10 protein-coding genes are annotated in these 12,740 nt (G+C 68.3%); 5 read left to right on the top strand and 5 right to left on the bottom strand.

The genetic code is table 11. From position 1 onward, the window contains the following. Window positions 1–75: 75 nt before the first annotated feature. The gene (locus ORI27_RS07415; RefSeq protein WP_265995702.1) at window positions 76–213 is read right to left on the bottom strand and encodes a YbdD/YjiX family protein; all 138 of its coding nucleotides are present in this window, start codon (window positions 211–213) and stop codon (window positions 76–78) included. Beyond that, window positions 213–2,507, bottom strand: a complete 2,295-nt coding sequence (locus ORI27_RS07420) for a carbon starvation CstA family protein (protein ID WP_265995701.1) — start codon at window positions 2,505–2,507, stop codon at window positions 213–215. Before ORI27_RS07420 ends, ORI27_RS07415 begins: the two co-directional genes overlap by 1 nt. Window positions 2,508–2,703: 196 nt before the next feature. Between ORI27_RS07420 and ORI27_RS07425 the strand changes: the two genes are divergently transcribed. Continuing rightward, entirely contained in the window at window positions 2,704–3,978 is a 1,275-nt protein-coding gene (locus tag ORI27_RS07425) for an ATP-binding protein (RefSeq protein ID WP_265995700.1), read from the top strand. Here the strand turns inward: ORI27_RS07425 and ORI27_RS07430 are convergent, their stop codons facing one another. Further along, window positions 3,979–5,520 (bottom strand): ATP-dependent DNA ligase, encoded by a 1,542-nt coding sequence (locus ORI27_RS07430; protein ID WP_265995699.1) that lies wholly within the window; start codon window positions 5,518–5,520, stop codon window positions 3,979–3,981. Between the two features lie 41 nt (window positions 5,521–5,561). Further along, window positions 5,562–7,115: a molybdopterin-dependent oxidoreductase gene (locus tag ORI27_RS07435; RefSeq protein ID WP_265995698.1), complete on the bottom strand. Its 1,554-nt coding sequence runs from the start codon at window positions 7,113–7,115 to the stop codon at window positions 5,562–5,564. A 161-nt stretch (window positions 7,116–7,276) separates the two neighbouring features. On the opposite strand from ORI27_RS07435, the gene ORI27_RS07440 reads away from it, so the two are divergent. Together ORI27_RS07440 and ORI27_RS07445 are read left to right on the top strand one after the other, a co-directional pair. After that, complete coding sequence (locus ORI27_RS07440; protein WP_265995697.1) at window positions 7,277–8,035, top strand: SDR family NAD(P)-dependent oxidoreductase; 759 nt, start codon at window positions 7,277–7,279, stop codon at window positions 8,033–8,035. Between the two features lie 55 nt (window positions 8,036–8,090). Beyond that, window positions 8,091–10,256 carry an acyl-CoA dehydrogenase gene (locus ORI27_RS07445; protein ID WP_265995694.1) on the top strand — a complete coding sequence of 722 codons (2,166 nt, stop codon included), beginning with the start codon at window positions 8,091–8,093 and terminating at the stop codon, window positions 10,254–10,256. A gap of 84 nt (window positions 10,257–10,340) precedes the next feature. On the opposite strand, the gene ORI27_RS07450 is transcribed toward ORI27_RS07445, so the two are convergent. After that, window positions 10,341–10,775 carry a hypothetical protein gene (locus ORI27_RS07450; protein WP_265995692.1) on the bottom strand — a complete coding sequence of 145 codons (435 nt, stop codon included), beginning with the start codon at window positions 10,773–10,775 and terminating at the stop codon, window positions 10,341–10,343. Window positions 10,776–10,901: 126 nt separating this feature from the next. Here ORI27_RS07450 and ORI27_RS07455 point away from each other — a divergent pair, with 126 nt between their 5' ends. Both ORI27_RS07455 and ORI27_RS07460 read left to right on the top strand, forming a co-directional pair. Then, window positions 10,902–11,906 (top strand): NAD-dependent epimerase/dehydratase family protein, encoded by a 1,005-nt coding sequence (locus ORI27_RS07455; protein WP_265995691.1) that lies wholly within the window; start codon window positions 10,902–10,904, stop codon window positions 11,904–11,906. Between the two features lie 22 nt (window positions 11,907–11,928). Continuing rightward, complete coding sequence (locus ORI27_RS07460; RefSeq protein ID WP_265995690.1) at window positions 11,929–12,594, top strand: SIMPL domain-containing protein; 666 nt, start codon at window positions 11,929–11,931, stop codon at window positions 12,592–12,594. The last annotated feature ends 146 nt before the right edge of the window (window positions 12,595–12,740 follow it).

A 12,740-nucleotide genomic window follows, 5' to 3' on the forward strand; every position in this document is an offset into this window, starting at 1 on the left:
CGACGAAATGCGGTAACTCACTCGAGCTTTCGCGGCGGTTTGGCGGTTTGGCGGTTTGGCGGTTTGGGCGCTTGGTCAGCAGCAGCGGGCGGTCGGGTTGGTGTCCGCCTCACGGTGGCGCATCCGCCAGTACTGCGCCTCGGTGAGCACCGGCTCGCCGGGATGGCTGCGAGCCCGGTGCTCGAGGTAGCGACGGTAGTGGGTGTCGCCCATCAATGCGCCAATGTACCAACGGATTTGGCGTGCGGCGGTGGTAGCGCGTCCCATTGCTCTTGCACCTCCTTCTCCAGGGATGTCGCGATCAGGCTGGACGGTCCGAAGATCTTCGACGGCACCGGGGTGTCCTCGGTGAGGGGGCGGCCGCTGCCGCGGATAGCCCGCAACGACATGACCACACCGGCGGCGAACACGATGATCACCAAGACCGCGAACACGATCGACAGCGTGCCCTGGATGAACGTGTTGCGAATGACGGCGTGCAGCTGATCGGCGTTCTTGGCCGAGCCGAAGGCGGTCTTGCCCGCTTCGGCGGCCGCGCGGTACTGGAAGTGCTGTGTCCAGTAGCCGAGCTTGGGATCCCCGGAGAAGATCTTCTGCCACGATGCGGTGAGCGTGACCGTGAGATCCCACAGCAGTGGGACCGCCGGTATCCAGGCCCACTTCAGCAGGCCTTTCTTGATCACCACGACGGTGACCACGATCAGTGCGATCGCGGCCAGGAGCTGGTTGGCGATGCCGAACAGCGGAAACAGCGTGTTGATCCCGCCGAGTGGATCGGTGACACCCATCAACAGAATGGATCCCCAGCCGGCGACCACCACCACGCTGCAGATCCATGCCCCCACCCGCCAGCTCGGGTTGTGTAACCGATTGAACGGGCCGCCGAGGTTGGCCAGGGAATCGGACAACATGAATCGGGCGACCCGGGTGCCGGCGTCGACGGTGGTCAGGATGAACAACGCCTCGAACATGATCGCGAAGTGGTACCAGAACGCCTTGAGCGAGGCGCCGCCGAACACCTGATGTAGCACCTCGGACATACCGAACGCCAACGTCGGCGCCCCGCCGGTCCTGGAGACGATCGTGTGCTCGCCGACACTGTGCGCGGCCTCGGTGATCTCAGCGCCGGTCATCGGGGCGCCGGACAGGCCCAGGCCGTTGACGTACTCGGCGGCGGACTCGGCGGCCGCGCCGGTCTGCGCCGCCGGCGCGTTGATCGCGAAATACAGATGCTGGTTGAGGATCGCTGCGGTGATCAGCGCCATGATCGCCACGAACGACTCGGTGAGCATGCCGCCGTAGCCGATCAGCCGCATCTGGCTTTCCTTCTCCAGCAGCTTGGGCGTGGTACCCGACGAGATCAGCGCGTGGAAGCCCGATAGTGCGCCGCACGCGATGGTGATGAACAGAAACGGGAACAGGGAGCCGGCGAACACCGGGCCCGAACCGCTCTCGGCGAATTTCGAGATCGCCGGCGCCTCCATGATCGGTCGGGCCAGCAGGATGCCGAGCGCCAGCAGCGCGATGGTGCCGACCTTCATGAACGTCGACAGGTAGTCGCGCGGGGCCAGCAGGAACCACACCGGAAGCACCGACGCGGCCAGGCCGTAGACGATGATGCACCACGACAGCGTGACTTTGGACAGAGTGAACCAATCTGCGCCCCAATCGGTTCCGGCGACCCAGCCGCCACTGGCCACGGCCAGCAGCAATAGGGCCACACCGATCAGGGAGACCTCGGAGACCCGGCCGGGCCGCAGGAACCGCAGATACAACCCCATGAAGATCGCGATCGGAATGGTCATCGCGATCGAAAAGACGCCCCATGGACTCTCGGCGAGGGCGCCGACCACGACGATGGCCAGCACCGCCAGCAGGATGACCATGATGACCAGCACCGCGACGATGGCCGCGATGCCGCCGACGGACCCGAGTTCGTCGCGGGCCATCTGCCCCAGCGAGCGGCCGCGCCGACGGGTGGAGATGGACAGCACCAGGTAGTCCTGGACGCAGCCGGCGAACACCGCGCCGATGATGATCCAGATCGTGCCGGGCAGGTAGCCCATCTGCATCGCCAGCACCGGGCCGACGAGCGGGCCGGCTCCGGCGATGGCGGCGAAGTGATGACCGAACAGCACCCGCCGGTCGGTGGGCATGTAGTCGGTGCCGTTCTCGAAAATCTCTGCCGGGGTGGCGTACTCGTCGCGGGGCCGCACGATCTTCATCTCGATCAGCCGGGCGTAGAACCGGTATCCGATGACGTAGGTGCAGATCGCGGCGATGACGAACCAGACGGCGTTGACGGTCTCACCGCGGAAGAATGCGATGGTCGCCCAGGCGATGGCGCCGAGGACGGCGACGGCCCCGAAGATCAGCTTGTGCCGGGTGCTGATCGGCGAGCGGTCGATGATGGCGACCGGCGGAAGGTCCCTGTCGGTGCGGATGTAGGTGGCGTCGCCCCTGGTCTCCTCGATGTGTTCCGACGGCGCGGCGGTCGGTGAAGCCACAATGGTTCTCCCTTGACGAGGCTTGCGTGTCAGGTGGTGCCGTGATCCTTCCACCTGGGCATTCGCCCGGTCCTGGATTACGACTGATTTCGACGGGCTTTCTTCCCGGGCGGGCCCCATCCCGAATTCACCCGGTTGGGGGACGCCGGCCCCGGGTCTTCGCGGCACCCTCGATGGCAACCCGAGGAGGTGAGCGATGCCACCGTGGCGCTTGCGCGAGTACCGCGACGAAGATCTGGACCAAGCCATCCAAGTGTGGGATCAAAGCCGTGCGCCCGGCTCGGGCGAGCCGGTGTTCACCGTCGCCGAGGTGATGGCGGCCGCGCGGGCCGGGCAGCCCGCTGTGGTGGCCGAAGTGGGTGATGAGGTGGTCGCCATGGCCGTCGCGCAGACCCAGGGCGAACGGGCCTGGATACTGCTGGTCGCGCTCGGTTCGCGGTGGCGCTATCGGGGCATCGGCAGCGCGCTGCTCGGCGACCTGGAGCGGCGGCTGCGGTCACAGGGGGTGCGGCGGATCTGCGCCATGGTGCCCGAGGGGGCGACCGGCGCGGCGGCGATGGAGAACTCCGGATACACCCGCCGAGAGGGGCTCGTCTACTACGAAATGCTCGAGCACCTCGGGCTCGATCAAGCCAATCTGCTCGACGAACTCGGCGGCCAACTGCTGCCGCCCGGCCTGTTTGGCGACATGGCCGGCATGGAGCAGGAAAAACAGCTCATCGAGCGGCGCATCGTGGATCCGCTGGCGCATCCGGAGGTTGCCGAGCGCTACGGAGTTCAACCGCCCAAGGCGGTGATCCTGTTCGGGCCCCCGGGAACCGGTAAGACCAGCTTCGCCAAGGCGATCTCGTCGCGGCTCGGCTGGCCTTTCGTCGAGCTGTTCCCGTCCCGGTTGGCAACCGGGAACAGTGGGCTGGCGGCCTCGCTTCGGGAGGCGTTCGCCGAGCTGGCCGAGCTGGACGAAGTGGTGCTGTTCATCGACGAGGTGGAGGAGATCGCGACCGCGCGATCAAGTGCCACCACCGCCGAACTCGGCGTGACCAACGAACTGCTCAAGCTGATTCCCGCATTCCGGCAGAAGGACAGCCGGCTGCTGGTGTGCGCCACCAACGCCGTGCACTCCCTGGATTCGGCCTTCTTGCGGCCGGGCCGTTTCGACTACGTGATTCCGATCGGACCACCGGATCAGCCGGCCCGCCGGGCGGTATGGCAGCGCTACCTCGGCAAGGCCTGCGTGCACGTCGACATCGACCGGTTGGTCGCCGCCTCCGAGTTCTTCACCCCGGCCGATATCGAGTTCGCCGCCCGCAAGGGGTCCCAGGCGGCATTCGAACGTGAAATGCTCGACGGCCGTGGATATCCCGCGAACACCGAGGACTACCTAACATCGATCGGTGAGATCAGGCCGACGTTGACCGCCGATATGCTGGCCGAATTCGAGCGCGGTAAAACCGACTTCGCGCGCCTGTAGTCACTGCCCGGCGCGCTCGTAGAACGCCCGGACCGTGTCGATGGTGTCGGCTTCGGCGGGGGTCTTGTCATCGCGGTAGCGCAGCACCCGGGCGAAGCGCAATGCCATGCCGGCGGGATAACGGCTGGAGCCCTGCACGCCGTCGAACGCGATCTCGACGACCTGCTCGGCACGCAGGGGGACCACGTGCTGGTCCAGCGACCCGGTGGCGAGTTCGCGGAACCGGGCCGTCTGCCAGTCCAGCATGGCGTCGGTCATGCCCTTGAATGTCTTGCCCAGCATCACGAAGTCACCGGTCTGCGGATCCAGCGCACCGAGATGGATGTTGGACAGCTTGCCCGTGCGCCGGCCCGAGCCCCACTCGACGGCCAATACCACGAGATCCAGGGTGTGCACCGGCTTGACCTTCAGCCAACCCGCACCGCGGCGCCCCGCCTCGTAGGCGGACGTCGGAGATTTGGCCATCACGCCCTCATGGCCGGCGGCCAGCGTGACGTCCAGAAACTGTTGTGCTGCAGCGGGATCAGTGGTGGCAAGCCGGTCGACGCGGTGCTCGGTGGGAACTATCGCATCTAGCGCGGAGACCCTGGTTTGCGTCGGCTCGTCGAGGAGATCGACACCGTCGAGGTGCAGGATGTCGAAGAAGAACACCGAAAGGGGCTGTGCGGCCTGGGCTGCCGCGATGTCGGCGCTCCGGCCGAATCGCGATGCGGTGACCTGGAAGCGGTGCGGGCGGTTGTCGGGGCGCAGCGCGATGGCTTCCCCGTCGGCGATCAGATCCGTGACCGGGAGCGCCAGCGCGGCCTCCACCACCTCGGGCAGCCGCGCCGTCACGTCGTCGAGGCTGCGTGTGTAGACGGTGACATCGTTTCCGCTGCGGTGGATCTGAACCCGCGCGCCGTCGAGCTTCGCCTCGAAGATCGCGTCACCGCCGAGGCGTTCGAGGGCGTCGCTGACACCGGTCGCGGTCTGGGCGAGCATCGGGCCGACCGGCCGGCCCACCGTCAGCGTGAACTCGCTCAGGGAATCGGTGTCACCGGCCAGCGCTGCGGCGGCCACGGCGGACAGGTCGCCGCCGAGCATGGCGGCCCGGCGCACGGCTGCTGCGGGCAGGCCGGCCGCCTTGGCCACGGCATCGGCCATCACCCCGGCCAGCGCGCCCTGGCGTAGTTCACCGCCGAGCAGCCGGCGCAGGAACACCTGCTCGGCATCGGTGGCCGCGCCGAACAAACCGGCGAGCAGCTCGGCGCGCCGGGCCTGCGAGCCCTTGCCCGCGACGGCGCCGATCTCGGTGAATGTCGCGTCTACGGCCGCCACCGTCAGCGAGGGTTTCGATCCCGGTTCGGGCAACGTGCGCAGCGCCGCCCAGCCGACCCCGATCTGGCGTTGCGGCAACTCGCCGGACAGCCACGACACGACGACGGCCACCAGTGGCGGGTCGCCCACCCCGACGAGCAGTTCGGTGATTCGCGCCACCTTGGCCAGCCGTGAGGACGTCGCCGTCACCTCGGACGAAGCCGCCGCGACATCACCAAGCAACATGGCTCCAGGTTGGCATGGCCCGCCGACAGCGCGTGGCTTTCTCAGTCGACCTCGAAGGACACCGAGGGCCAGCCCGTGGCGCCGTCGGGTGCCGGGGGCGCCTGCTCTTCGGTCTGCACCGCGCCGGTGTTGTCGGTCGCGCGGGCCGTGATGGTGTGGAACCCGGCTTGGGTGGCCGTCCAGGGGAAGCTCCACAGCCGCCACGCGTCGTTGGAGTAGGCCGCCCCCAACCGGGCCTGCTGCCACGGCCCGTCGTCGATTCGGACCTCGACCGCCTTGACGCCTCGGTTCTGTGCCCATGCCACGCCGCCGAAGGTGACCGCGCCCTTGGAGACCTTCTGGCCGCTGCGGGGCACGTCGATCCGCGACTCGGTCTTGATCGGGCCCCGCTCCGCCCAGCCGAGCTTGGTCCAGTAGGCCTGGGTCCGGTCGAAGCGGGTCAGTTCCAGGTCCACCACCCACTTGGTGGCCGACACGTAGCCGTACAGCCCGGGCACCACCAGCCGGGCGGGGTAGCCGTGCTCCACCGGCAGCGGCACACCGTTCATCCCGATCGCCAGCATCGACTCGCGCCCGTCGGTGAGCGCTTCCACCGGCGTGCCCGCGGTGAAGCCGTCCACCGAGGTCGAGAGCACCATATCGGCGTCCGGGTGGATTCCGCTGGCCGTCAAGAGGTCCCTAACCCGATAGCCGGTCCATTCGGCGTTGGAGATCAGGTTGCCGCCGACCGGATTGGACACGCACGTGAGCGTGACGACCTTGGTGATCGGCTCGAACTTGTTCAGGTCGTCGAAGGTGTAGGTGACTTCGCGGTCGACCATGCCATGGACGCGCAGCCGGAATTCCGCACGGGAGAGCTGCGGCACGCTCAGTGCGGTGTCGATGCGGTAGAAGTCGGGATTCGGGGTGATGAAGCTGGGCAGTCCGGCGCCGGGAGGCGTGACGTCGGCCGGAATCGGTGACGGCGGCGGGGCTGACGGCAGGGCGAAGTTCTCCCGGTCGCCGGACACCGAGTTCAGCCGGCGACTGATCACCGCCCCGGCGACACCGCTGAGCAGCCCGAGCCCGGCGAATCCCAGCGTCACCAGTGACAGCCGCCGTCCCGGATCGACATCGGCGGCCCCCGCCTGGTTAGCGGTCCGGGTCTCTGCGGTCCGGTCATCGGCGATCCGGCCCGAGGTGAGCAGCCGCAGCACCGCGATACCGCACACCGCGCCGAGCAGGGTGGGGATGATGTCGATCGGTCGGGCACCGGGGCGGGCCAGCACCGCGATGCTGCCCACCAGCGCGGCGGCCAGGATCGCCACGGTGCCCACCGGAATACGCGAGCGTTCCCAGATGGCGGCGACGGCGGCCAGCGCCCCGATCACCGCGATCACGGCGACCGAGAGGAACAGTTTGTCGGCGGTGCCGAAGGTTTGGATCGCCCATTCCTTGACCGGCCCTGGCGTCACGTTGATGACCGCGGTGCCCACCGCGGTGCGGGCATCGGCGGCGGGGGAGAAGAAGGCGGCGGTCAGCTGGACCACACCGAGCGCGACGGCGGCTGCCGCCACCCCTGCGCCCATCCGCAGGCCGGCTGTGGATCGGGCCATGTAAGCCAACCTACCGCTGGTTAGACACCCTGTTCCTTACCGATTCGTGACGAGCGGTAACGTGCGTACCGGCTCGGACGCCACCGGGGTGTCCCGCGAATGGAATAGCGAACTGTAAGCCGCACGGTTAGCGTGCCGGCGTCAACCGACAGGAGTATCGGATGGAGATCTCGGGCAAGAAGGTGGTCGTCGTGGGCGGCGCATCGGGCTTCGGGCGGGCAAGTGCGGAATTGCTGGCCTCGCGTGGGGCCAAGGTGGCGATTCTGGACCGCGAGGGCACCGACGGCCCCGAGGTCGCGGCCGCTGTCGGCGGACCCTTCATCCCGGTCGACGTCACCGACTTCGCGGGCACTGAGAAGGCCCTGCAACAGGCGGTCGACGCCCTCGGCGGGCTGCACGTGGTGCTCACCACCGCCGGCGGCGGAGTGGCGGAGAAGACGTACGGAAAGAGTGGCCCGCACAGCCTGGACACCTTCATCGGCGTGATCAACCTGAACCTGATCGCCAGCTTCAACATCAGCCGGCTCGCGGCCGCGCACATGGCCAACAACGAGCCCGAGGACGAGGAGCGCGGCGTGATCATCAACACCGCCTCGATCGCCGCGTTCGAGGGCCAGATCGGCCAGGTCGCCTACACCGCCGCCAAGGCGGGTATCGCCGGCATGTGCCTGACGATGGCCCGTGACCTCGGCCCGGTGGGCATCCGCGCCCTGGCCATCGCCCCCAGCTTGTTCGCCACCGGGCTGACCAAGGGGATTCCCGACGAGTTCGCCACGATGCTGACCAAGGACGCCGCCTTCCCGAAGCGGCTCGGCCGGCCCGAGGAATTCGCCATGCTGGTCTCCGCGATCGTCGAGAACCCGATGCTCAACGGCCAGTGCATCCGGCTCGACGCCGGACAGCGCTTCGCCCCCAAGTGATCCGGCTGTGGTAAGGCAGTAGGGCAACAGGCACCGCCGCCTCGAGGAGGACCCGATGGGTATCGCATTGACCGACGACCACCGTGAACTCAGCGAGGTGGCGCGCTCGTTCCTCGCCTCGGCGAAGGCCAGGGCGCTGACGCGGGATCTCCTCGCCGACGACGCCGAGGAAACCCACCCGCCGTTCTGGTCGGAGTTGGCCGAGCTGGGTTGGCTCGGGCTGCACGTCGACGAGCAGTACGGCGGTTCGGGTTTCGGACTGCCGGAGCTGGTGGTCGTCATCGACGAGCTCGGTCGTGCGATCGCGCCGGGTCCGTTCGTGCCGACCGTCGTCGCCTCCGCGCTGGTGGCGGCCGCCGGTAGCGATGAGCAGAAAGCCCGGCTACTGCCCGGCCTGGTTGACGGATCACGCACCGCCGCAATCGGGTTCGGCGGCGACGTGGCGCTTGCCGGTGAGACGGCCAGTGGCGACGCCGGTGTGGTGCTCGGCGCCGGGCTGGCCGATCTGCTGGTGGTGACCTCCGGTGCGGATGTGCTGCTGGTGGAACGCGGCGCCGACGGGGTGTCGGTCGAGGTACCGGGCAGCCTCGACCGGTCCCGACGCTCCGGCCGGGTGTCGCTGCGCGATGTCTCGGTGGCCGGCAATGTGCTGGCCGGCGCGCATGACATGGCGGTGGCTCTGGCCCGCACGCTGTTCGCCGCCGAGGCCGCCGGCGGGGCGTCCGACTGTGTGGACACCGCCGTCGAATACGCCAAGGTGCGTGAGCAATTCGGCCGCACCATCGCCACCTTCCAAGCGGTCAAGCATCACTGCGCCAACATGGTGGTGGGCTCCGAGTCGGTCGTGGCCGTCGTATGGGACGCCGCCCGCGCTTTCGGCGAGGACCAGAAGCAGTTCGAACTGGTCGCGGCGGCCGCGGCGGCCTTGGCGTTCCCGGCCTATGTCGGCAACGCGGAGTTGAACATTCAGGTGCACGGCGGCATCGGATTCACCTGGGAGCACGACGCGCATCTGCATCTGCGGCGGGCGCTGACGGTGCAGGCGGTGCTGGGCGGGGATGGACCGGTCACCGACGTATTCGACTTGACCGATGCCGGGTGCAGCCGGGCCAACAGCCTGGACCTGCCCGCCGAGGCCGACGAGCTGCGCACGCAGATCCGGGCCGACGCTGTCGAACTCGCCAAGCTTGACGAGAAAGCCCAACTCGACGAGCTCATCGCGACCGGATACGTCATGCCGCACTGGCCCAAACCGTGGGGCCGGGCCGCCGGTGCCGTCGAGCAGCTACTGATCGAGGAGGAGTTCGCCGCCGCCGGTGTCAAGCGGCCGGATTACGGCATCACCGGCTGGGTGATCCTGACCCTCATCCAGCACGGAACGCCTTCGCAGATCGACCGATTCGTCGAGAAGGCGCTGCGCAAGGACGAGATCTGGTGCCAGTTGTTCTCCGAGCCGTCGGCGGGTTCGGATGCCGCGGCGGTCAAGACCCGGGCGACCCGGGTGGATGGCGGATGGAAGATCACCGGCCAGAAGGTGTGGACCAGCGGGGCGCATTACTGCAAGCGCGGCCTGGCCACCGTTCGCACCGACTTCGATGTGCCCAAGCACGCCGGCATCACGACGGTGATCCTGGACATGAACGCCCCCGGCGTCGAGGTGCGGCCGCTGCGCCAGATCACCGGCGGCGCCGACTTCAACGAGGTGTTCTTCAACGACGTGTTCGTCCCCGATGAGGACGTCGTGGGGGAGCCGAACTCGGGCTGGACCGTCGCGCGGGCCACGCTGGGCAACGAACGGGTCAGCATCGGCGGCGGCGCCGGCACCATCGCGCCGGCTTCGGCGTGGCTGGTATCGCTGGCCAAGAAGTACGGCCAGCGACGTGCCGGTGCGGTTCAGTGGGTCGGCAAGTTCCTGGCCCGAGATCAGGCGCTGCGCCTGCTGAATCTGCGCCGTGTGGTGCGTGCCCTCGAGGGCGCCGGGCCCGGCCCGGAAGGCAACATCACCAAGCTCATCCTGGCCGAGCAGTTTCAGGAGCAGGGAACGATCGCCGCGGCCCTGGTCGGGCCCGACGTAGCACTTGACGGCGGCGAGGGTGAAATGGCGGGCCGCACAGCGCTCGGATCCCGCGCGCTGTCCATCGCCGGCGGCACCTCGGAGATCACCCGCAACCAGATCGCCGAGCGGATCCTCGGCATGCCCCGCGACCCGCTGATCAGGTAACTCACCCGGCGGTGCGCCGAAATCTGCACCGTGGCCGTGATTAGCGTTCATTCGCGATCGCGATGGCGATTTCGGGGTCGCCGGTCAGTGCCCGGGGAACAGCCGCGGGAACATGTCGTGAAGTCGTTGCCGCACACTGGGTTCGGACTTCGGTGCGGACAGTGAGACGGGGGGAGGCGCCGCCTCGGTGGCGGCGGTGGCCGTCGCGCTCCAGCTTGCCGGGGCCCGGGTGGGCGACTGGGTGGCAGGTGACGGGGCGGCCGCAGTGGTGGTGACCGCCGCCGTGGATCCCGCGACGGGTGCCGACGGCCGAGTCCGTTGGTCGGGGTCCGACGACTCGTGGGACACGGTGACGACGGCGGTGACCAGAACACCGAGAACGACGATGCCGAGCGCGCCCAGGAAAGCCGACACCCAGCGCCTATCCCCGTCGGGGCGGCCGCCCTGTTCGGCACCGAGGTGCAGCGGCCTTGTGGTGGGAGTGTCGGCGACGGGGTCCGGCCCGGTTATGGTGTCCATGGATAGCGCCCTTGACCTCCAGATTTTCCGGCTCGGCGGCCGATCCTAGTGAACAAATCCGAGAACCAGCTGTGAACACTTCGCCGATCTTGTCTTCTCGGGTCGTCATCGGGCATGCTGCGCGGCATGGCAGGCACCGACAAACTGATTCTGGGTGCGAGCGGATTCCTCGGCTCGCGTGTGACGCGACAGCTGGTCGAGCGGGGCGAGACGGTGCGGGTCATGCTCCGCCGCACCAGCTCGACCCGCGGGATCGACGATCTACCGGTCCAGCGCTGCTATGGGGACATCTTCGACGACGCGGCGCTGAAGGAGGCGATGGACGGCTGCGACGTGGTCTTCTACTGCGTCGTCGACACCCGCGCCAACCTGCGCGATCCAGCACCGCTCTACCGCACCAACGTCGAGGGACTGCGCCATGTCCTCGACGTCGCGGTGAATGCCGATCTGCGCCGGTTCGTGTTCACCAGCACCATCGGAACCATCGGGCTCGGTACCGGCGGACTCGTCGACGAGGACACCCCGTTCAACTGGGGGAGCAAGGCCGGCGGCTACATCGGCTCGCGGGTCGCGGCCGAGAAGCTGGTGCTGGACTACAGCCGCGACAAGGGACTACCCGCCGTGGCGCTGTGCGTGTCGAACACCTACGGGGCCGGCGATTGGCAGCCGACCCCGCACGGCTCGCTCGTCGCGGCCGCGGCGGCGGGGAAGCTGCCCTTCTATATGAAGGGAATGGCCACCGAGGTCGTCGGCATCGACGATGCCGCGCGGGCACTGGTCTTGGCCGCCGACCACGGCCGGGTCGGGGAACGCTACATCATCTCCGAGCGCTACCTGCCCTATCGCGAGCTCTATGAGACGGCGGCGCTCGCCGCCGACCGGCCCGCACCCCGCTGGGGCATCCCCAAGCCGATGATGAAGGCGATCGGGGTCCTCGGCGGTATCGCCGCCGCGGTGACCCGTCGGGATCTGCCGCTGAACCCGACCACCGTGCGGCTGATGGACATCATGGCGCCGATGGATCACGGCAAAGCGGTCCGTGAACTCGGCTGGCAACCGCGAGACGTTCACGAGTCGATTCGCGAGGCAGTGGAGTTCTTTTCCCGGCCCAGACACGAGCGCCACGGCTGACGGGTTGCCTACTGTGGGCGGCATGGCTGCGATCGAAATCCATGTCCGCGGCGCGCACACCGCCACGCTTGCCCCCGAGCGCGGGACCCTCCACGCCTCATTGAGCGCGGAAGGGCCACAACCCGAACCGGTGTTCGCTGCTGTGACCGCCGCGCTGGTTGCCGTCCAGGCGTCGATCGAAGAGCTGCACCATCCCAAGCGGGGTCCGGTGACGTGGTACTCGGTCGACCAGATACGGATGGGTTCGCGGCGCCCCTGGCACAAGGACGGCAAGCCATTGCCGCCGGTGTATTCGGCCACGGTGTCGGTCGCGGCGACATTCCGTGATTTCGCCGAACTGGCCAGGTGGGTGTCGTGGAGCGCGGGGGTCGACGGACTCAGCATCGGCTACGTCGACTGGGATCTCACCGAGGCCAACCGCAACAAGGTCGAACGTTCGACCCGGCAGAAGGCGGTGCGCGACGCCCAGCGCCGCGCCCAGGACTACGCCGACGCGCTCGACCTCGGCAAGGTCGCGGTCCGTGCTGTGAGCGATCCCGGCGTGGGCATGCCACGATCGGCCCCTCGCGCCGTGCTGGCGAAACAGAGTAGCGCCGCGGGTGGCGAGGCTGCGGAGTTCGCTCTGCGACCCGAGGACGTGGCGATCAACGCCGAGGTGGAGGCCACGTTCGTCGTTCACGGAAAGTGAATAGCCAAGCGCTGCTTGTCAATTGGCTGGCAACAGCGAGGCGCGACACTCCGACGCCGACCGATTGGCCGGATCTGCTGAGATTTTTGCCGACGGATCGCTACGCTCGTCACGTGCGCGCGGGCCGGTCGACTCACCGATCATGC

It is taken from the genome of Mycobacterium pinniadriaticum (genome assembly GCF_026242045.1).
In the GTDB taxonomy this organism is placed as follows: domain Bacteria; phylum Actinomycetota; class Actinomycetes; order Mycobacteriales; family Mycobacteriaceae; genus Mycobacterium; species Mycobacterium pinniadriaticum.

Excerpts from the sequence above, each read along its gene's own strand:
- ORI27_RS07415 (WP_265995702.1), bottom strand. The coding sequence starts at position 213 with ATGGGCGACACCCACTACCGTCGCTACCTCGAGCACCGGGCTCGCAGC.
- ORI27_RS07425 (WP_265995700.1), top strand. The coding sequence starts at position 2,704 with ATGCCACCGTGGCGCTTGCGCGAGTACCGCGACGAAGATCTGGACCAA.
- ORI27_RS07430 (WP_265995699.1), bottom strand. The coding sequence starts at position 5,520 with ATGTTGCTTGGTGATGTCGCGGCGGCTTCGTCCGAGGTGACGGCGACG.
- ORI27_RS07435 (WP_265995698.1), bottom strand. The coding sequence starts at position 7,115 with ATGGCCCGATCCACAGCCGGCCTGCGGATGGGCGCAGGGGTGGCGGCA.
- ORI27_RS07440 (WP_265995697.1), top strand. The coding sequence starts at position 7,277 with ATGGAGATCTCGGGCAAGAAGGTGGTCGTCGTGGGCGGCGCATCGGGC.
- ORI27_RS07445 (WP_265995694.1), top strand. The coding sequence starts at position 8,091 with ATGGGTATCGCATTGACCGACGACCACCGTGAACTCAGCGAGGTGGCG.
- ORI27_RS07450 (WP_265995692.1), bottom strand. The coding sequence starts at position 10,775 with ATGGACACCATAACCGGGCCGGACCCCGTCGCCGACACTCCCACCACA.
- ORI27_RS07455 (WP_265995691.1), top strand. The coding sequence starts at position 10,902 with ATGGCAGGCACCGACAAACTGATTCTGGGTGCGAGCGGATTCCTCGGC.
- ORI27_RS07460 (WP_265995690.1), top strand. The coding sequence starts at position 11,929 with ATGGCTGCGATCGAAATCCATGTCCGCGGCGCGCACACCGCCACGCTT.